Genomic DNA, 20,263 nt, shown 5'->3' with positions numbered 1-20,263 from the left:
GTCAGGCACCATCCTGTTATTTAATCCTCTATTCATAATAATACATGAGGGCTATTGTACCAGGACCGGTGTGCGTACTAATTGTTGGACCCGTATAATCAATTGGGATATCTCGGAAACCGGTTAAATCGAAGATGCTCTCTTTTACTTTTACTGATAGTTCATGGGCACCAGAATGGACTAGACCAACACCTCGGATCGTTTTCCCCTTCACGTCTTCCGCAAACTGCTTGGCCAAAAATTTAACGACCTGAGAATGGCTGCGAACTTTTGTAACCGGAGTATATTCTGCCCCTTCAAGTGACGCAATCGGTTTGATATTTAATAGAGAACCTATGAATGCCTTTCCTTTTCCGATTCTACCACCCTTAACGAGGTTTTCTAATGTATCAACCATGATATAAAGTTTGGTATGTTCCTGGATTGTTTCTAATCGGGATAAAATTTCATTCATTTCCTTCCCTTGCTCTGCCATAATAGCAGCTTCCTTCACTTGAAAAGCAAGAGCTGTAGAAATAAACTTTGAATCGACTACAGTTACCTTGGTATCTGTCATTTGTGCTGCACTTTCAGCTGACCGCACTGTACCGCTCATTTTTCCTGTCATATGTATGGATAATACTTCATACCCTTCTTTCCCAAGCTCGTCGTAAACCTCTAGAAAAACACCAGCGGCAGGTTGGGAACTTTTAGGTAATTCCTTTTCCTTGCTCATTTTATCAATAAATTCAGCCGGATCTATATCCACCCGGTCTAAATAGGTTTCACCATTTATCGTAACGGATAAAGGTACAACAATAATACCTAGTTGCTTAGCCATTTCTTGTGAAATATCTAAGGTTGAATCAGTTACAATTTTAATTTTACTCATTCAGTCACATCCCTACACTTACTGTTTAGTATTATACAGGTTTCAACTATTGAAAGAAACTAAAACTGGAGCTTTTCTACTATTAAACACTGTTTTCATAAATTTCTGCAAAAATAAAAGAGCACCGTTTCCGATGCTCGAATGAAACTATGCATTATTCTTTAATTCTCCAACTTTAAATAGTTGTTCATAATCCGGCCACTTCATGACCTTTTTCAAGTAATCTTTAAAGGAGTAGCATCTCTTAGGTTTGCTTTCCTGATTAATGGACGTTAAAAACGTCTGTAAACGGACTTGGATCATAAATTTATAAGTACTATCTTCCTCCAATACAGGAATTTCCATGACTTTAACCTTCTGTCCAACAACATTTTTGAACTCTAGGCTTTTGAATAACAAAATATCAATCCTCTTTTTCACCCGTTTGACTATATTATACACCTTTTCCGCCTCGAAAAGTGTCTAATTTTGCTTACTAGAAAAATATTTGTGAAAAATCACAGTAAAAAACAGGACCTTTTAGATGTCCTGTTTTTAGTCCAATGATTTAAAAGTGAAGGGTTTAATTTGGGCATCTATTTGTGGGTTTTCTTGTAGAAAGTTGTTTTTAATTAGAAATAATCGCGGTTTGCTTTGTATGAGGGACTCTGATTCTTGAAGATTGATATACGTAAGATCATTGTTGCAGTTTGGGCAGATCCATGTTCCAGAATCACAACTACTGAAAGATGATTTATTGCATATTGGACAGTTTTTTTTGTACATAGCACAGGCTCCTATCAGTTTATTTGATCTTTATAAAGAACTATTACTTACATTATATAACTTAATAAAGAACAAATGAAGATATAAATTTCTATTTTTGCAAATTTAAAATATGTTATATAAAAAATCCCCCACACAATAATGTATGGGGGCATCTTCAGCATATTCTCGGAAACATCGTTCCTGATAATCTAGTTAATATTCTTTTGGAGCCAAGAGGGGTTTCAAGTAGTAACTGGCCTTTTTGTTTACCAATAATGGAACCGATGACAACTGCATCTCGACCCTCAGGGAATTCTCGTAAAATATCAATGACTTTATCCTTTTCTTGGTCGGCAACGATAAGAATGGCTTTTCCTTCATTGGCCAAGTACAGTGGATCGAAGCCTAATAAATCACAAACCCCGTGTACTTCTTCTTTTACGGGAAGGTCAAGTTCATTAATTTTCATTGTCAAATGAAAGTCTTCTGCAATCTCAACGAGTGTGGTGGCTAGTCCCCCTCTGGTTGGATCCCGCATGATTCGTACAACTGAAGTAGAGTTTAGAACTTCCGCTAACATTGTATTTAAGCTAGCACAGTCACTATTTACTGGCGAAGATATCCCTAACTCTCCTCTTGCGGCCAATACAGCGATGCCATGATCTCCAATCGTGCCTGACACAATAATGGCATCGTCTTCTTTAAATTCAAGGCTGCATCCTTTGTTAGGCTCATAGATTCCAATCCCTGTTGTGTTAATGTACACTCCATCCGCACTTCCACGTTCTACCACTTTTGTATCACCGGCTATAATGGTAACGCCTGTCTTAAGCGCCTCATTAGCCATGTCACTAACTATTTTTTTTAAATCAATAATAGGGAACCCTTCCTCAATTACAAAGCCACAGGTAAGATATACAGGCTTCGCTCCACTAACTGCTAAATCATTAATGGTACCTGCTACTGCTAGTTTACCAATTGAGCCACCCGGAAAGAAAATGGGCTTAATAACAAACGAGTCTGTTGTCACAGCAATTTTGCCAATTGGTATGTCTACTGAAGCAGAATCAAATAAAGCGGAGTTCCCATCACCAAAAGCTTCGATGAAGACATCTTTGATTAATCGGTGGCTTAACTCACCACCATCACCATGTGCTAGGCTGATAAAATGATCCATTAAAAGCTCTCCCTCATGTATTGATAATATGCAGCACAGCTTCCTTCAGCAGAAACCATACACGGGCCGATTGGCTTCATTGGGTTACATACTTTACCAAAAAGCGGACATTCATTTGGCGTAGTTAATCCACGAATGACTTCGCCACAGCGACATTTCGTTTTTCTTGGTTCTCCAACCTCCACCGTAAACCTCTTTTTCGCGTTATACTTATCGAACTCAGGTTTTAAGTCCAACCCGCTATTTGGAATAACCCCTATTCCCCGCCATGTTTCATCACACTTGATTAAGTACCGATCCATCCACTGATGAATCACTTGATTTCCCGTTTTACTGACAACAGAGGGGTGGTTATTGATTATGGCTGTTTCTCCTTGTAATGCCAAATCAATGCTTTTGTAAATTCCAGACAGCAATTCTGCCGTTTCAAAACCAGTAATCACACCTGAAATATGATATTTATCGACTAAATACTGATAGGAAGCTTCACCTAATACAATCGAGACATGGCCTGGTAGCAAAAATCCATCCAAATGAACTTCTCCCGCATCAAGTAAGTAGCGGAGAACTGGTTCTACAAGCTTAGTAGTCATCCAAATTGAAAAATTCTCGATTCCGCGCTTTTCCGCTTCGCCCACCATTAGTGTGAGGATCGGAATCGTCGTCTCAAAACCCACCCCAAGAAAGACGACTTCTTTCTTGGGATTTTCTTCAGCCACCTTTACAGCATCCACTGGGGAATAGAGAACACGAATATCTTTACCTGCAATTTTTGAATCTAGCAATGTTTTATTAGAGCCAGGAACTCTCATCATATCGCCGAAGGTACAGATGATTCGGTTTTCGCCTTCTGCCAGTGCAATCATGGCATCTATCGAACGTTGGTCAGTGACACACACAGGACAGCCTGGTCCGGATATAAGATTAACCACATCCTTAAGACATGGCTTCACTCCTGTTCTTGCTAAAGACATGGTGTGCGAACCGCACACTTCCATAAATGCAGGCTTGCGTCCAAACTTTTGCTGAAATTCCTTTGCTTTTTCGATAACGGCCGCGACAAGTGGTTTGCAAATTTCCGGGTTATTAGTTTGTTTCAGAATTTCGAGCATCGACAAGTTTCCTCCACTCCTCCACACTCTGTCTTGCGTACGTTTCATCAACAATACTCATGGCCTGACCGGCATGTACGATGACATAATCGCCAATATCCAATTCGGGAACAAATATCGTTCCAACGGTCGTCTGCGAACCCATGACATCCACGACTGCACTGTATTCCATTTTCTTCACTACTCTAGCTGGTACCCCTACACACATTGCAAAGCACTCCTTTTTGCACTAGCAATTGCTACTTGCCCAAATGATAAACCACCGTCATTGCACGGAACCTTCTCTGGTACGAATACAGTAAATCCTCTTTTTATCAATTCTGCAGTCAACCTCTTTCTTAAGAACCGATTATGGAAACTGCCACCTGATAGGACAACCTGATTATTCGCATTTGAGGTTGAAGCATGCAGCCTCTCCATCACTTCTACCGTAGCCCGTACAACTGTTTCATGAAATCTTCCACTAATGGACGAAACTTCTCTTTCTGCTATAACTTCGAGTGCGATCTCTTTCAACATTTTTGAAAAATCAATGGTAAGTACATCCTGTTCACCTAAATCAAATAAATAAGGCTCATAAATGTTGTCTTCATCAGCTAATTCTGCCAATTGGATGGCGGCTTCCCCGTCATAACTAGATATTTTAGTCACTCCACATAAGGCACTTACCGCATCAAAGAGCCTACCGCATGTGCCAGCGTAAACCGTATTTATATTTCTATCAATCATCTTTTTAAAGGTATCAATCTCTGCTTTTTTATCTGCGAAGATAGTTTTCGCCAGAATATTCCCCTCTTCACCAAGAAGAGAAATTAACATAGCCGCTGCGTTTCTCCACGGCTCACGAATACACTTTTCACCTCCAGGAAGAGGAGTATAGTGTAAATGGGCCAAACGTTGACAACTTAGAGCATCCCCATAGAGAAACTCAAATCCCCAGATGTTTCCATCGAGACCATAACCGGTTCCATCCAAAATGATTCCATAAGCTTTACCCTTCAATTGGTGCTCTTCCATACAGGCAGCCATGTGGGCATGATGGTGCTGTACCTCAGACACTTCTTCGAACAGATATTCTTGTACTAACTTCTGAACATGATAGCCTGGATGTGCATCAATTACAGCCAGCTTTTTAGGGGTATCAATCCATTTTAAAAGATGATTTAATTCTTGTTTGTAATGGTCGATTGTTTCGATGTTTTCTAAGTCACCGATATGGGGTCCGACAAAAATTTGCTCATTTCGACCAATCGTAAAGGTAGATTTTTGTTGGCCGCCAAAACTGACGATTCCTGTCACATCTTGAGTTGTTGAAAAAGGGTCTGGAACATACCCTCGTGATCTTCGCAGGAAGTCCAGTTTCCCATCATTGAACTGGACCACTGAATCATCTACTGGATGTAAAATTTCTCGATTATGTACAAGGTAATAATCAGCAATTCCCTCCAAGTATCGGATGGCTTCATCATCTTTATAAAGGATTGGCATTCCAGATGGATTGGCGCTTGTCATCACGAGAAATGGTAGTTCGGGATCAGTAAATAACAAGTGATGCAATGGTGTATACGGAAGCATCACCCCAATCGTGTTCATACGTGGTGCAACACTCTCAGCCAGTTGATACTGTACGCTTTTCTTTAACACGACAATGGGAGATTCCGGACTTTGCAAAAGCTTTCGTTCGGCTTCATTCGGCTTTACAAGTTTTTCAACGGCTTTCAAAGAAGAAGCCATAACTGCCAATGGCCGTAAAGGCCTGTTTTTTCGTCTTCGTAATTCGGCTACCGCTTTCCCATTACTTGCATCACAGCAAAGATGGTAGCCTCCTATCCCTTTAATGGCTACAATCCTTCCTTCTTTTAAAAACTTCGCTGTTTCTACCAATGGATTCTCTACCTCTACTTGCTTTCCCCTTTGGTCAAGTAACCAGACTCTAGGACCACATTGGGGACAAGCAATCGGCTGAGCATGATGCCGCCGGTTTGTTGGATCCTCATATTCCCTCCGACAATCCTCACACATAGGAAAGTTTTTCATCGAGGTATAGGGGCGGTCATATGGTAGCTCATCAATAATCGTGTAACGAGGTCCGCATTGGGTACAGTTAATGAACGGGTATTGGTAGCGAAAATCATTCGGATCATTCATTTCATCGAGACAATCCTCACAAACTGCTGAATCAATTGGAATGACCAGCATTGATGTCCCACTACGTTCACTTGGGATAATCGTAAAGTTTGCAATGTTCTGCGCTACTGCTTCATCTACTAAAATCTCATTTATTTTTGATAGCCGTGGCGCGTTATTTTTTAATGCACATAGAAATGCCTTAATAGGACCGGCTTCTCCTTCAAGATAAATTTTCACCCCATCCATATTATTTTGGACGGTCCCACTTAACTGATATTTCTCGGCTAGTTGAAAAACGAACGGTCTGAAACCAACTCCCTGCACTCTGCCACGGACGGCAATTTTTACTGCTGTGCGCATCGCTCGTATGCTCCTACAATCCAAGAGAACCATTCATGCAGTCCTTCTTGTGTCCTGGCTGAGAGAGAAATTAAAATTGATTCCGGGTTTATTTCCGATAAATCTTTTCTTGCTTCTTCCACACTGAAGTCCAAATATGGTAGCAAATCAATTTTATTTAAAAGCACAAGTTCTGTTCTCATAAACATTTGTGGGTATTTCGGTATTTTGTCGTTACCTTCTGGTACACTTAAAACCGCCACTTTATGGTGCTGTCCTAAGTCGTAGCCTGAAGGGCAAACGAGATTACCGACATTTTCAATAAAGAGAATATCAATTTCATCTAAATCAAATTCGCCTAGAGTTGCCGCAACCATACGTGCATCTAAGTGACAGCCACCATGGGTGTTGATTTGAATAGCTTTTGCACCCATTGCACGAATTCGGTCCGCATCTCTTTCCGTTGCCAAATCGCCTTCGATAACGGCGATCCGATAGTTTTTAGATAATGCTCTGACAGTTTCCTCTAATAATGTGGTCTTCCCTGCACCAGGAGAACTCATTAAATTAATGACCAAGGTTTTGGTTTTATGGAATAGCTCTCGGTTGAATTCAGCAGCCCTATTGTTATTTGTTAATACGTCCGTTCTTAAAGTAACCATCATTGTGGATTACTCCCTTCGTATGATAATACCTGAAACGTTTCCCCACTTAATACTTTTCCAGATGGAATGAGGCAATTTGGACAAAGAACAATCTTTTGTTCTGGTTTATATTCCATGCCACAAATGACACAACTAGCTTGTGCCTCTTCTAGATGTATTACTAGCTCAGCAGTCTCCGAGAAAAGTTGTAGATTTTGTTCTCTAAGAATATCAAAAGCCATCCTTAAGGCATCTGGCATGGCATTTGTGATTTCTCCGACGATTAATTCCACCTTTTCAATTTTTTGAATTCCCTTATTGAATGCATCCTCCTGCACCAGTTGAAGAATATCTCCCATCAATGACATTTCATGCATGGCTACCACCCGATTTCTTCTCATTCTTCTGAAAACCGATATAATATAAATCTTCCTTCTGTTTTATTTGAAAGGAAGCAAGCTGTAACTCACCTGTCTGTGTCTTAAAATTGTATTCTTTTTGACAATTCAAACATTTTCCACTTGAATATAGTGTTGTTAGAATAATAATATTCGAACATACAGGACACACTCCATCCATTGCCTGCATGTTCGTTCCATTCCAAATTACTATTACGGGTCTCCCACCTATAAACTTCAATTCTAGCTCCGAAAAAAGCTCACTTTCTTTAATAAATGGAACCCATCTAATCCCAAGTGCACGATCTGCTGCTGACTCTACTTTTTCCAAATCCTCACTAATAAAAGGCTCATAAACAGATTTCACCGTTTGGAAAAGACTGCTGCCCATTTCCTTTAAGAAATCACCTCGTCTCATGAGACATTTCTCCAGTTATGCACCTGCTCAATTACGGCATTTGCCAGTTCACCCAGTTTCTGTCGGTTAGTTTCCGTTAACTCTACTCCTAGTTCAAGTGACGTTGGCTGCATGCCGAACATGACAATTTGCTTGGGATAACGATCCCTCATTTTGGCCGCTAACAATACCTCCTGGAAGCCTAATTGGTGAATGGACATCTTAATACCGAAATATGCAGGAATTTCCTCCCCAACAAGTGAGATAATCGTGCCACCCTCTTTCCCCGCATTGATGGCATCAATGATAATAAGATTTTCGGCTTCCTCCACAGGACCCAGAAGTCTCATGCCATCTGTTAACCCCTCAATAATTTCGATATGCTCAACTTCCTTAAGTGCTTCCTCTAATAAAGGCAAAAGGTGGATTCCAACACCCTCGTCAGAGAAGAGGGTGTTGCCAATTCCAAGAATTGTAATCTTTGATTCTACTTTTCTATTTGTCATCCTTTTCACCTACTGATTTCTTCATGGTTGTTTTGTAGCCTGTAATCATTGATGAGATGGATCCATTTCGCTCAAGATAGTCATCACGGAAAGCCATATAAACATGTATAAGAGTAAATAACATAAAGCCCCATGCTGCTAGATGATGCCACGAACGAAGCGTATAACTCTCGCCACCAAATAAATATGGCACCCAAACAAACAATTTTGCCCAGAAAGTCTCTTGCTGCGGTTCAAAGTACATATAAAATCCTGTCAACATGACAATCCAGGAACCTAGGCCAATAAAAATCCAATAACTTAATTGTGCCAGCGGGTTATGCCCAACATAATGGGGCTTATTATTTTTCAAAAACAAATAGAATTTAATTGTTTCAAATACTTCCTTCCAAAACATCCATCTGAGTGGGTTAGAGGTGGCAAACTTATTCCCTACTGCAACCCAGTACAAACGGAATAGTAGATTTACTACAAACAGGAAGGCGGCGAAAAAGTGAATATAGCGCATCCAGCCCATTAGATTTGAATAGTAAGCCTCTTCAGGTATTCCCGCCGATGCAAACGGTTTACCAATGTATATCCCCGTTCCCATTAATACAAAGATGGCGAACATATTTAACCAGTGAAAAATCCTCACAGGTAATTCCCAAACATAGGCTCTGACTTCATTTTTAACTGCTTTATAGACAATTGGTCTTTCTGTGTGAAACGAATTCTCGCTGTTGATCCCCGGTTTATCAGGGTACGGACCCGGCGTTTGAGTCGGTAATTTTGGCGCAGCCATTTGTTTCACTCCTAACCTAATCGAATTTCGGTCGTATTATTAGTTTCCAAATCGGTTAAGTGGACAGCACAGGCAAGACAAGGGTCAAAGGAATGGATAATCCTCATAATTTCTAATGGCTGTTCCTTATTCAACATCGGTGTTCCTTTAAGTGCTGCCTCATATGCCCCGATATTGTTTTTATGGTCACGAGGTGAGGCATTCCAGGTGGAAGGTACAACGGCCTGGTAGTTATGTGTTTTCCCATCCTTGATATCAATCCAATGGCCCAATGCCCCGCGTGGTGCTTCCATCCAGCCAACACCTTTGGCACGTTCCGGCCAAGTACTTGGTTCCCATTTTGTCCGATCAAAAGTGGTTTGGTTTCCGCTCTTCACATTTTTTAATAATTCATCCATGTCATTACGCAACCATCCGGAAATTAATACCGTTTCAAGTCCCCTGGTAACGGTACGTCCTAATGCTGATTGCAAGGCCGTGATTGGTAAACCCAGCTTTTTCAATGTTTCATCTACGATATTTACAATCTCTTCTTTTCCTGCCGCATAACCTACAATCATCCTTGCAAGTGGTCCTGTTTCCATTGGATGCTCTTTCCAGCGCGGTGCCTTTAGCCAGCTATACTGTTTGTCGGTATCCAATGTTTTAAACGGTGCTTTCGGTCCTGTGTAATTAAAGGTCGTTTCTCCTTCAAATGGATGCTTACCTTTTCCGCCCTCATTTCCATCGTAGGTATACCAGGAGTGGTCAATAAACTCCTGAACATGTTTAGGATCCTTTAAATCAACATCCAACACTTCATTCAAATTGCCATTTAACACGATTCCTCTTGGCATGCGATATAGCTTTGTATCATAGATATCTCCTGTAGAGAAATCTCCATAGCAAAGGTAATTATTTAACCCTCCGCCATATGTCCAATCCTTATAAAAGGAGCCGATAGCGAGTAAATCAGGAATATATACTTGGTTCACAAATTCGCGGGCTTGATCAATTAATTGTGAAACATGCATGAGTCGTTCGGCATGAACTCCATTATCACTCTCAATATCTAACGGTGTCGCCATTCCACCAACGACATAATGCGGATGAGGATTCTTGCCTCCAAAGATTGTATGAATTTTAACGATTTCCTTCTGCCAATCTAATGCTTCTAGGTAGTGAGCAACAGCCAATAAATTTACTTCAGGTGGAAGTTTATAGGCCTTGTGCCCCCAATACCCATTTGCAAAAATACCTAATTGCCCACTTTCAACTAGTTTTTTTACTTTATTTTGTACATCTGTAAAGTAACCAGGCGACGATTTTGGCCAGCTAGAAATGGATTGAGCTAGCTTGGATGTCTCTGCAGGATTGGCACTTATCGCACTTACAACATCTACCCAATCCAATGCATGAAGATGATAGAAATGGACGACATGGTCATGAACAAATAATGCTTCATTCATTATGTCTCTTATTAAATGGGCATTTCTCGGAATCTTTATTTTTAAGGCATCTTCAACAGAACGAATGGATGCCAATGCATGTACGGTAGTACAAACTCCACAAATACGCTGCACATAGGCCCAGACATCTCTCGGGTCACGGTCTTTTACAATCAACTCAAGACCCCGGACGGCAGTTCCTGAACTATACGCTTCTTTAATAACACCTTTTTCATCTACATCTACTTCTACACGAAGGTGACCTTCTATTCTTGTTATTGGGTCTACTACGATTCGTTCACTCATTCTTCCTCACCCCGTTTGTCGTCTCTCTTCTTCTTTATTACCGTTCCAGTTGCATGAACAGCAATACCAGCTGCTGTTAATCCAATGGCTGCTAACCCGATCTCATCAGGTTCAATTGTTGTTTGCGTTCCAGGTATTTTCGCTCTTCTTGTATAGAATGGGCCATTATCCCAAAAATCTTTTTCTGAACATCCAAAGCAAGGGTTACCAGATTGAATAGGATAGCTAACCCCGCCATTCCATCGCATCTCTGCACAAGAGTTATAAGTGGTTGGACCTTTACAGCCTACCTTATATAAGCAATAACCTTGTTTGGCCCCTTCATCGTCGAACGATTCCACAAATAATCCCGCATCGAAATAGGCTCGTCTATTGCATTTGTCATGTATACGGTGACGATAGAAAGCTTTTGGACGTCCGAACTGATCCAATTCTGGTAATTTTCCAAATGTAATAAAGTGAGCAATCACTCCTGTCATTACTTCGGAAATGGGCGGACATCCCGGTACAAGAATAGTTGGAGTATCTTTTACAAAGCTTGTAACTGGCTTGGCACCCGTTGGATTTGGATGTGCAGCCAGCAATTCCTCCCCATGACGAACAAGAACCATAAGCGACAATCGCCTTTGCCCCTGCTGCCATTTCTAGGAAGGTTTCTTTTGCCGATTGTCCTGCAACAGTTAAGAACGCATCATCAGTAGGGATACTTCCTTCAACAGCTAGAATGTACTCCCCTTTATAATCCTTTAATACTTGTTTCATGGAAGCTTCTACCTGATGCCCTGAAGCTGCAGAAAGAACTTCCGAATATTCCAGTGAAATCATCTCCAGTAAAACGCTTTCAGTCTTTGGTTGTGATGATCGTATGAATGATTCGGAACAACCTGTGCAATCCTGGAATTGTAGCCATACAACTGGTACTCTTGTTTTTGTTTCCATGGCTTTCACAACTTGATCAGACTGCGTGAATTCTAGACCTAATGTTGCAGCAAGTGCAGTACACATTTTTAGAAAATCACGCCTGCTAAAGCCATGGTCGATCGCGGCTTCGTATACTGTTTTCTGTCTCTTCATCCGCTTTCCCCTCCACTTATCATGAAAATAAATTTTACTTGATTTCAAAGAAATTGTAGTATAACACTAGGCCATTCGTCTTGAATTTTCAAAAAAGTACACAAAGTATCCTTAACTGCATTTTTACAATATTTTCTTTTAATAAGTTGAAAATACAGGAAAATACATCCAACAAAATGGTTATGTTAATGCATTATGATGATTTGATACACCTGTTGATTGGAGCGGAAGGCGCGAAGACTCCTGCGGGAGTAGCGGTCACGGGAGACCCCGCAGGAGTGAGCGACGAGGAGGCTCCCGGAACGCCCGCGGAAAGCGAAGCACCTGGAGTGGAAATCAACAGACAATTTATCAAAGCAAATAAAAAAAGACCTTAAGAGAAATCATCCCTTAAGGTCTTTGCATTTTCCTATGCTTCTATTAATTCATCTTCTTGTTGTTTTTTTAATCGTTTACGATAAACAAACTTGGAAAGATTAATACTGATTTCATAAAGCAACAAGAGCGGCAGGGTAACAACAAAGTCAGACATAAAGTCTGGAGGTGTAATTACCACAGCAATAATAATTAGAACAAAGTAGGCATACTTCCGAATTTTTGCCAATACAAACGGGTTAATAATTCCAAGTGAGGTTAAAAACATAACAACAACCGGGAGTTCAAATAACACTCCAAATGGTAATGTCATGTTCATAATAAAACTAAAATATCGATCAGCAGTGAAATTGGTAACAAACATATCACCGCCAATATTCACTAAGAATTTAAGAACCATTGGAAAAATAACAAAATAACCAAATGATAGACCAATTAAAAATAAAAAGAATAAGGCTGGTACGTATGAAAGCGTAATTCTTCTTTCTACTGGTCTTAAAGCTGGTTTTACAAACAACCATATTTGCAATGCGAGAACGGGTATCGTCCCAGCAACTGCTACAACTGTAGCTAACATAAAATAAATCCAAATAATGTCACTTGGTCCAAGTACCATTAATTTCACTTCAAGGTCGCGAACGAACCATTTATAAATATCATCCACATAAATAAATCCGATGGCAAAAAAGACGATAAAAGCGAGTGCGGAAATAATAATACGTTTACGTAGTTCTTCCAAGTGATCAACTAAATTTAATTCTTTATCTTCCATGTACTTCCCCTACCAATTTCAAAGGTTGAAAATGTTTCTTTTTCTGCATTAATTAACAAGCTTTCGCATGTATTTATAGTTAAAATTCCGAGAAGAAAAGGTGCAAGACACGAAATCTTACACCTTATTTTGTCAAGTTTTTCTTTTCTTCGTCAATATCCTTCATTACATCGTCAGTAAGTTCGCGTGTAGACTTTTTAAATTCTTTTAGTGTTTGTCCAAATGCACGTCCAATTTCCGGAAGCTTCTTTGGTCCGAAAATGATAAGAGCAAGAGTTAAGATCAAAATTAGTCCGGGTACTCCGATATTTGAAAACATGGATTTACATCCCCTTCAAGTGTTGTATATTTCTACTATGATTATAGTATTGAAAAAACAATTTGCGTTAAATATCCAACAAAATTCATAGTAAATTCACAAAATCGTGTAAAACTAACAGCAGAGTGATTTTTAGCATTTCCAACTTTGTTTTATAACACTATAGACAATTTAACAATTACCTCTATTTAAGTCAATGACCATTTTTATGATAGAATTTTTAAAATATTTTGACAACTATACTTTTTTTGCATATAATTTGAACCATAAGGACATATACTAAAGGAAATTATATGGAATGGATGTGATGAGGATGGAATTTTCACTATGCAGTTTTGATGGAGCTCTCCCTGTTGAGGTAACTATCGATGATGACAATGGCAGATACACCATTCGAAAAAGTGATCGAAGTGGGGAATATTTTAATAGCCCAAATGAATTAATTGCTTGGGTGAAAAAGCACTTTCATGAAGATGAATTTTGCCATCCACATGAATTTAGAGGTATGCTTGCAAAATTAGCAGAATACGAAGTGAATGGTTCCTATTTTTAATAGAATGAAAAGAAAGCACCAGCAAATTTGCTGATGCTTATTTTTTATGATTGAAACCGAGGATTCAATTATCTAAAGCTTCCTTTTATAAATTCTAAATTCATAATCATATGGATTCTTTTCGTTTCTTGGTCCTTTTTCACAGGATGTAAGCTCCCACTGACTTATGTCAAATGGAGGAAAGAATGTATCTCCTTCAAATGTTTCATGTATTAGCGTAAGATATAAGCAGTCAACATAGGGAAATGCCTCACGGAAAATTTCTGCCCCACCAATGACGAATATTTCATCGTCCACATCTCGGCTATATTTCACAAACTCCTCCATCGAGTAAAACATCGTACATCCTTCGCTTTGGTAGCCTTCCTGACGGGTAATCACGATATTCTCCCTGCCTGGTAGGACACGCCCAATTGACTCGTGCGTTTTTCTCCCCATTGCAATTGGGTGGCCCATTGTCACCCTCTTAAAAAATTTTAAGTCTTCTGGTAAATGCCAGGGTAATTGATTTTCTCTTCCTATCGTTCTTTTTTCATCCATTGCAACGATAAAAGAAATCATACACTGACAACTCCTTTAATGTGTGGGTGTGCTTCATAACCCTCTAATGTAAAATCATCATACTCAAAAGAGAATATATCCTTAACATGTGGATTAATTTTCAGAGTTGGCAGGCTCTTTGGCTCTCTTCCTAATTGCAGTTTGATTTGTTCAAGATGATTTTGATAAATATGTACATCCCCAAAGGTATGAATAAATTCACCAGGCTTTAAATCACAAACTTGCGCAATCATACAGGTTAAAAGTGCGTAGGAAGCAATATTAAATGGTACTCCAAGAAATACATCCGCTGAGCGTTGATATAACTGACACGATAACTTTCCATCAGCAACATAAAATTGGAACATACAATGACAAGGCGGTAATGCCATATTGTCGATTTCAGCTACATTCCAGGCATTCACCAATAGTCTTCTTGAGTTTGGGTTTGTTTTTATTTGATGGATTAGCTCACTAATCTGATCCACTGTTTTTCCGTCTGCGCCTGTCCATGACCGCCATTGGTGTCCATAAACAGGTCCTAACTCCCCATTTTCATCTGCCCATTCATTCCAGATTCGTACCCCATTTTCCTGAAGGTAACGAACATTAGTATCGCCTTTTAAAAACCAAAGCAATTCGATAATAATAGATTTTAGATGTAGTTTTTTTGTAGTTACTAGTGGAAATCCTTCTTCTAAATTAAATCTCATTTGATACCCAAATGTACTAATTGTTCCTGTCCCCGTTCGGTCACCTTTTACGGTACCATTTTTTAATACATGCTCACATAACTCTAAATATTGCTTCACTTCGTCCATTCCCCTTCCTGCCATTCATATTTTTTCATTTTAACATTCACATGTTATTTAGTGAAGATGGCTAATAAATAGAAATGTCTTCGGTGCCTTGGTCTGTAATAGTTCCTTTGTTTCATTATTTAAATAGAACATGGCGAAGGTTTCTGCAAAATATTCTTCCTGATAAAAGAAATAACTGTTATTAGGAAACATTGACTCATGCTCCTCTTTCCATATTTGACTGAATTCATTCGATTGACTGATCTCACTAAATACATACCTGTCTATCGAATGTGCCAGTTCATGTAATTCTAAATTCACTGAACCATGCCCTTTCCCCTTTTCACTATAGCCAATCTTTACAAGTACTACTTTAGACCCTCCAATGCCAGGTACCTCGTCCCACGTTATAGCAGAGTCGTACCCTCTTGGAACCTGTCCTGCTAAATGTCTTGCTGTTACATTGTCTGTTAGCTTTCCAGTGAAGAGCTTAACGTTTATTCCCTGTTTTTTTGTTTTTTCCAATAGCGAAGTCGGTATAGCATCAATTCTAGTTATGATGGCTGCTGCTTCAGTTTGATCAAACATCTGCTTTGGTAAAATTATGATTTGTTTCAGAAGCGATAATGAAGGTTGATCTTTAAGAGATTGGTAGAGTATAGAATTTTTGGGGTACACTTTGAGGCTTATCCCATCGAAAGAGGCTTGAGATGTTGTGATGATAGATAGGGACAGTCCAGCTATGATAATGAAAACGACCCATTTCCGCATACTATTACCCCATTTTCAAATTGATTAATAGAATTATAACATGGGTAATAGTCTGTAAGGTCCAATAGGATTAAGGTAACATTTGGGATTACACGTTAAAGAGGCTAGCTCAATACTAGCCTCTTCTTTCTAAATAACTATACTTCCAATCCAAAGTTTCTACAAAGGGCAGCCAAGCCTCCTGCAAAACCACTACCTACTGCATTGAACTTCCAATCACCATTGTGACGATAAAGCTCACAAATCACTACAGCAGTTTCAACAGAAAAGTCTTCACCCAGGTCAAATCTTAGGATTTCACGATTCGTTTCTTCGTCGACTACCCGAGCAAAGGCATTACTGACTTGGCCAAAATTCTGGTTTCTCGCTTCAGCATCATGGATGGTTACCGTAATGGCTATCCGACTAACATGGGATGGAACCTTACTAAAATCAATCTTAATTTGCTCGTCATCCCCGTCACCCTCACCCGTGCGGTTGTCACCAGTATGTTCAATGGCACCTGTAGCATGAACCAAGTTATTGTAAAAAATAAAGTCGAGATCTTCCGTCACCCTGCTGTTGGCATCAGTTAAAAATGCAGAAGCATCAAGGTCAAAATCCTGTCCGCCATGATAGCGATTTGTATCCCAGCCAAGACCGATGATGACCTTCGTTAATCCGGGATTTGTTTTGGTTAAATCAATTCTTTGTCCTTTTGATAAATTAATTCCCAATCGTATCACCTCGTTTTGACAATAATAACAAATTAACTATAAGAACGTACCACTTCACTTAGGCTGGCTGCATTTGTACCACTGCCGATCGCTGCGAACTTCCACTCATTTCCATGTCGGTAGAGTTCACCTGTCACAAGACAAGTTAATCCACTGTAATTGTCAGTTAGATTGTAATGGATTAATTCCTGATTATTAGAAGGATTGACTACCCTTATGAATGCATTTCGAATCATTCCAAAGTGCTGTTTTCTTTTAACACAGTCATAAATATTAACAACGAATACAAGTTTCTGTATGTTTGACGGAACTCTACTTAGGTCAATCATTACCTGCTCGTCATCACCGTCTCCGTCCCCAGTCAGGTTGTCTCCGGAGTGTTGAACACTGCCATCATTGCTTCTTAAATTACCAAAATAGATAACATCTTTATTATTTTGAAGCTTATCATTCGCACCAAGCATAATAACAGACGCATCACAGTCAACATTTGGAGCACCGCCGCCGCCGAACAAACCGCCAAACAAGCCGCCGCCCCCTCCACTTTGAACTGGATCCCAACCTAATCCTACCAGGATTTTAGTTAGTCCTGGATTTCCTTTCGTTAAATCCACTCGCTGACCTTTTTGCAAATTAATAGCCATATCATTCACCTCAAATTAGATTTTTTAGATTATCACAATGAAATAATTATGATTGTTTCAATCTTTTAAAGTTTTCCTGTAATTGCTCTAAACGTTTTGTACCTTCAACACGTAAACGTTTATTTTCTTCTTCTATTGCCTTTGTTTCCTGCATACCCTTGATGATGATATTCCAGGATTCTTCGATTGTTTCAATTTTTATGCTAGGACCGCCTGCCAGCCTTGCAATGTCAGTGCTCTGTTGTGAAATATTCTGAGCATTTTTAAGCAGCATTTCGTTGGTTCTGCGGTCAAGTTCACTCATAGAATCCGCAACAAGCTTTTGACGCTTTGCTGCAACTGCTTGAATTAAGCCATTTTTAAAGATAGGAATCGTCGTCACAAACGCTGAATTAATTTTTCCTATCAGCTTTGTGTTCCCTCTTTGTAATAAACGTATTTGCGGTGCTGTCTGTAACGATACCATTTTCGCCATTTCTAAGTCATATATTCGCTGTTCAAGTAGCTCGATGGCATTTTTTAATGAATCTAACTGCATGGATGCCAATTGATCCCCTGATGCAACCCGAGACTCAAGCTGTGGCAGCTGATTATTCTTCAGCTCCTCTACTTTCATTTCACCCGCAACAATGTACTTTTCAAGTGTCAAATAGTATTGGTAGTTTTGCTCATACATTTGTTCAAGCATATTGGTTGAATCAACCATCTCATGCTGATATTTGGAGATTTCGACATAAATCTTGTCGATTTCAGAGCCCATCGTCTGATATTTTCCAAAAAGCTTTTCTACCATTTTTTCGCCCTTTTTAAATAGCTTTCCGAAAATACCACCAGATGTCTTTTGAAAGTCCTTAGCATCAAATTTATCCATGATGCGTCCAAGTTGCTTCAGAAGTTCACCAGAATCTTCTACTTTCGTTGTCCGCATATTGCTGAGAATCTGATCGGAAAAGCGAGAAATTTGCACCGCTGGTTCTTTCCCAAATTCCAAAACTTGAATTTGGTCTCGCTCATCGATCGTACTTACTAAATTTTGAACTTCTGGTTCTTTCCGGAGTGCTAGCTTGATATCAGAAGCTTTTGTCTCTAATAAATTATCATTATCGCTTATTGGCATCATGCCGCTAGATTGATTTGAAGGTAATGTCACTACTTAATCTCCCCTTAAGTTTTTTAGAATTCCTTGAAAAAGTCCCTTTTTAAAAACAGAAGGCTCTTTATATTCCAAATCAAAGACCATTTCCTCAAGCCAGTGTTTATCGAATAATCGTTCATCGATATAATTTTCAATGTCATTATGGCCTGGTGGATTATAAAGGATGATATCTATTCCAAATTGATTTAGTAGCAGAAGCAATGCTGCATCCGACCTTGAAAGGATTCCGGATAACTCATTATTAAAGATAATCAATTTAGGAACCTGTTGGGAATAATCAAATCTCTCAAGCAATTGAATAATTCTTTTTGGCATAAATAGAGCTTGAGTAAACAAATACATTTTCACATCTTCTAAACTTTCCATCGGCAAAGACTTTAAACCTGGTTTCTCACAGATTTTCCTAATCGCATGAGCGATTCCCTTTTGTAATCCAGTTGCTAAGAATGAATAGGGCCAATAGTGAGCCTGCATCATTTTTTCAGGGACTAGCAACCCATCCTTCCCAAGGGCATTTCGGTAATGGAAACGAAAATCACTGGTGCTCTGCATCGTAAATGGCAGTTGTCGAATGAGGTAACTGTATTCCAACTGACTAAGAGATTGAAGGCGGTCCCAATATTCTTTACGATTCTTACTCACACCCTGGACCTTAGCAAAAATAGAGGGAATCTTAACTTGTCCCTCACCAACCGCGAAATCCGGACGAATCATTGCTATCTCTTTACAAAGGATAAATAGCTCATCATATGTAGTTTTTAACGTAATGGAAGATGGGGTATACTCCCTTAACTGCCATGGTTTATAAAGACCGGATCCTTCTTGGTTTAAAATCGTTTCAATCTCTTTTGAGGCTCGATAGGCAACCGTTGATTTCCTGTTCCTTCTTTCCTTAGGAAAAGTCTCTGCAGGGAGTTTATTTGGATAGTGATGAGTGAAAACCGGTTCAGAAACGAAACCTGCTAGTGTATCTTTACCCTCTGGATCAAAAACAACGATATCACAGCCAAGCTTTATTAAATAATATAAAAAATATTGGTGACTTTTCTTAAAATTGCCATACCACAGATATTTGGGCATGACCCTCTCAGGATCCGCATGGTCTAATTCTGGCTGTAAATGATTGATTGACCACTTCACCAAATCAACAAGAACTCGCCTTAGTTCGTGATTCTTTAGCCCATCCTTCTCAAGGGTAGCGTACAATTCAAGGGTGGCAATCATTGCTTCCCTTAATTTCCGGTGAATGACCGGTACTTTTGACTTCAACAAAAGCTGCTCCCCATCAAGAAAAGCTGCAAAGCGGTTAATTGATAACTTTTGCTCTTGATTAATATTAATTACCTTTTGAATGGACTGAAAGTACGAATTATTTATCGTTTTATCAAGTGAATCCTCACTTAATAACTTTAGCCCGCATTCCTTCGAGTTTACATAATCAAATAACTGGTTGTAATATTCATCCGTGTCAATTGGAATCCCTAGAAATTTACCTAGTACTTGCCCAATCTGGATAGTTCCATTTTCTAATGAAAAATGGGGTCGTTCTGGTAAGGTTTTTTTTAACAGATCCAACCAATTTTCATACGTTAGGGATATAGGACGGACGTTTAATTGATTTAATGGTGGATACATTCATAATCCCTTCCCTCTAGTAGCGAAAGCTTATTTTCCAAAGAAGATATCTATATACTTTGTCCTGCTT

At 39.4% G+C, this 20,263-nt stretch carries 23 protein-coding genes and 1 pseudogene; 1 reads left to right on the top strand and 23 read right to left on the bottom strand.

The genetic code is table 11. The features are described from left to right. Positions 1-28 precede the first annotated feature (28 nt). The 16 genes and pseudogenes from AA0X95_RS12680 to AA0X95_RS12605 form a co-directional block, all read right to left on the bottom strand. The gene (locus AA0X95_RS12680; RefSeq protein WP_413309339.1) at positions 29-871 is read right to left on the bottom strand and encodes a DegV family protein; all 843 of its coding nucleotides are present in this window, start codon (positions 869-871) and stop codon (positions 29-31) included. A gap of 147 nt (positions 872-1,018) precedes the next feature. Beyond that, positions 1,019-1,270 (bottom strand): DUF2535 family protein, encoded by a 252-nt coding sequence (locus tag AA0X95_RS12675; protein ID WP_308083488.1) that lies wholly within the window; start codon positions 1,268-1,270, stop codon positions 1,019-1,021. 135 nt (positions 1,271-1,405) lie between these two features. Then, positions 1,406-1,636 carry a hypothetical protein gene (locus tag AA0X95_RS12670; protein WP_413309336.1) on the bottom strand — a complete coding sequence of 77 codons (231 nt, stop codon included), beginning with the start codon at positions 1,634-1,636 and terminating at the stop codon, positions 1,406-1,408. A 157-nt stretch (positions 1,637-1,793) separates the two neighbouring features. After that, entirely contained in the window at positions 1,794-2,795 is a 1,002-nt protein-coding gene (gene hypE, locus AA0X95_RS12665; RefSeq protein WP_413309334.1) for a hydrogenase expression/formation protein HypE, read from the bottom strand. After that, positions 2,795-3,907 carry a hydrogenase formation protein HypD gene (hypD, locus tag AA0X95_RS12660; protein WP_413309332.1) on the bottom strand — a complete coding sequence of 371 codons (1,113 nt, stop codon included), beginning with the start codon at positions 3,905-3,907 and terminating at the stop codon, positions 2,795-2,797. The genes hypE and hypD overlap by 1 nt, the downstream gene beginning before the upstream one ends. Continuing rightward, positions 3,882-4,115, bottom strand: a complete 234-nt coding sequence (locus AA0X95_RS12655) for a HypC/HybG/HupF family hydrogenase formation chaperone (RefSeq protein ID WP_413309330.1) — start codon at positions 4,113-4,115, stop codon at positions 3,882-3,884. The genes hypD and AA0X95_RS12655 overlap by 26 nt, the downstream gene beginning before the upstream one ends. Then, complete coding sequence (gene hypF, locus AA0X95_RS12650; protein ID WP_413309328.1) at positions 4,106-6,397, bottom strand: carbamoyltransferase HypF; 2,292 nt, start codon at positions 6,395-6,397, stop codon at positions 4,106-4,108. The genes AA0X95_RS12655 and hypF overlap by 10 nt, the downstream gene beginning before the upstream one ends. Then, positions 6,382-7,041: a hydrogenase nickel incorporation protein HypB gene (gene hypB, locus AA0X95_RS12645; RefSeq protein WP_413309326.1), complete on the bottom strand. Its 660-nt coding sequence runs from the start codon at positions 7,039-7,041 to the stop codon at positions 6,382-6,384. The genes hypF and hypB overlap by 16 nt, the downstream gene beginning before the upstream one ends. Next, on the bottom strand, positions 7,038-7,397 hold the full coding sequence (locus AA0X95_RS12640; RefSeq protein WP_413309324.1) for a hydrogenase maturation nickel metallochaperone HypA: 360 nt from the start codon (positions 7,395-7,397) through the stop codon (positions 7,038-7,040). The genes hypB and AA0X95_RS12640 overlap by 4 nt, the downstream gene beginning before the upstream one ends. Further along, on the bottom strand, positions 7,390-7,836 hold the full coding sequence (locus AA0X95_RS12635) for a hypothetical protein (RefSeq protein WP_413309322.1): 447 nt from the start codon (positions 7,834-7,836) through the stop codon (positions 7,390-7,392). The genes AA0X95_RS12640 and AA0X95_RS12635 overlap by 8 nt, the downstream gene beginning before the upstream one ends. Continuing rightward, positions 7,833-8,321 (bottom strand): HyaD/HybD family hydrogenase maturation endopeptidase, encoded by a 489-nt coding sequence (locus AA0X95_RS12630; RefSeq protein ID WP_413309320.1) that lies wholly within the window; start codon positions 8,319-8,321, stop codon positions 7,833-7,835. The genes AA0X95_RS12635 and AA0X95_RS12630 overlap by 4 nt, the downstream gene beginning before the upstream one ends. Then, positions 8,311-9,105, bottom strand: coding sequence for a Ni/Fe-hydrogenase, b-type cytochrome subunit (cybH, locus tag AA0X95_RS12625; RefSeq protein WP_413309318.1), 795 nt, complete (start codon positions 9,103-9,105; stop codon positions 8,311-8,313). Before cybH ends, AA0X95_RS12630 begins: the two co-directional genes overlap by 11 nt. A gap of 11 nt (positions 9,106-9,116) precedes the next feature. Then, positions 9,117-10,838: a nickel-dependent hydrogenase large subunit gene (locus AA0X95_RS12620; protein ID WP_413309316.1), complete on the bottom strand. Its 1,722-nt coding sequence runs from the start codon at positions 10,836-10,838 to the stop codon at positions 9,117-9,119. Continuing rightward, positions 10,835-11,912 (bottom strand): annotated as a pseudogene (locus tag AA0X95_RS12615) (hydrogenase small subunit). The gene AA0X95_RS12620 and the pseudogene AA0X95_RS12615 overlap by 4 nt, the downstream one beginning before the upstream one ends. A gap of 409 nt (positions 11,913-12,321) precedes the next feature. Continuing rightward, positions 12,322-13,059: a twin-arginine translocase subunit TatC gene (gene tatC, locus AA0X95_RS12610; RefSeq protein ID WP_307287074.1), complete on the bottom strand. Its 738-nt coding sequence runs from the start codon at positions 13,057-13,059 to the stop codon at positions 12,322-12,324. Positions 13,060-13,183: 124 nt separating this feature from the next. Then, the gene (locus tag AA0X95_RS12605; protein ID WP_066256906.1) at positions 13,184-13,378 is read right to left on the bottom strand and encodes a twin-arginine translocase TatA/TatE family subunit; all 195 of its coding nucleotides are present in this window, start codon (positions 13,376-13,378) and stop codon (positions 13,184-13,186) included. A gap of 313 nt (positions 13,379-13,691) precedes the next feature. Here AA0X95_RS12605 and AA0X95_RS12600 point away from each other — a divergent pair, with 313 nt between their 5' ends. Beyond that, positions 13,692-13,931: a hypothetical protein gene (locus AA0X95_RS12600; protein WP_413309313.1), complete on the top strand. Its 240-nt coding sequence runs from the start codon at positions 13,692-13,694 to the stop codon at positions 13,929-13,931. 72 nt (positions 13,932-14,003) lie between these two features. Here AA0X95_RS12600 and AA0X95_RS12595 read toward each other — a convergent pair whose 3' ends face one another. The 7 genes from AA0X95_RS12595 to AA0X95_RS12565 all read right to left on the bottom strand — a co-directional run bounded on the left by AA0X95_RS12595 (position 14,004) and on the right by AA0X95_RS12565 (position 20,193). Next, a complete protein-coding gene (locus AA0X95_RS12595) occupies positions 14,004-14,492 on the bottom strand; it encodes a dihydrofolate reductase (protein WP_413309311.1) in 489 nt (162 codons plus the stop codon). Continuing rightward, positions 14,489-15,283: a thymidylate synthase gene (locus tag AA0X95_RS12590; protein WP_413309309.1), complete on the bottom strand. Its 795-nt coding sequence runs from the start codon at positions 15,281-15,283 to the stop codon at positions 14,489-14,491. The genes AA0X95_RS12595 and AA0X95_RS12590 overlap by 4 nt, the downstream gene beginning before the upstream one ends. 57 nt (positions 15,284-15,340) lie before the next feature. Beyond that, entirely contained in the window at positions 15,341-16,042 is a 702-nt protein-coding gene (locus AA0X95_RS12585; protein WP_413309307.1) for an anthrax toxin lethal factor-related metalloendopeptidase, read from the bottom strand. Between the two features lie 137 nt (positions 16,043-16,179). Then, positions 16,180-16,758: a TerD family protein gene (locus AA0X95_RS12580; protein ID WP_413309305.1), complete on the bottom strand. Its 579-nt coding sequence runs from the start codon at positions 16,756-16,758 to the stop codon at positions 16,180-16,182. 32 nt (positions 16,759-16,790) lie between these two features. Further along, complete coding sequence (locus AA0X95_RS12575) at positions 16,791-17,402, bottom strand: TerD family protein (RefSeq protein ID WP_413309304.1); 612 nt, start codon at positions 17,400-17,402, stop codon at positions 16,791-16,793. A gap of 46 nt (positions 17,403-17,448) precedes the next feature. Continuing rightward, positions 17,449-18,522, bottom strand: a complete 1,074-nt coding sequence (locus AA0X95_RS12570; RefSeq protein WP_413310006.1) for a toxic anion resistance protein — start codon at positions 18,520-18,522, stop codon at positions 17,449-17,451. Positions 18,523-18,555: 33 nt separating this feature from the next. Continuing rightward, on the bottom strand, positions 18,556-20,193 hold the full coding sequence (locus AA0X95_RS12565; protein WP_413309302.1) for a YceG family protein: 1,638 nt from the start codon (positions 20,191-20,193) through the stop codon (positions 18,556-18,558). Between the last annotated feature and the right edge of the window lie 70 nt (positions 20,194-20,263).

This window comes from Neobacillus phoenicis, assembly GCF_047302305.1.
Taxonomy (GTDB): domain Bacteria; phylum Bacillota; class Bacilli; order Bacillales; family Cytobacillaceae; genus Neobacillus.
This window is presented reverse-complemented; position numbering and strand designations above follow the sequence as displayed.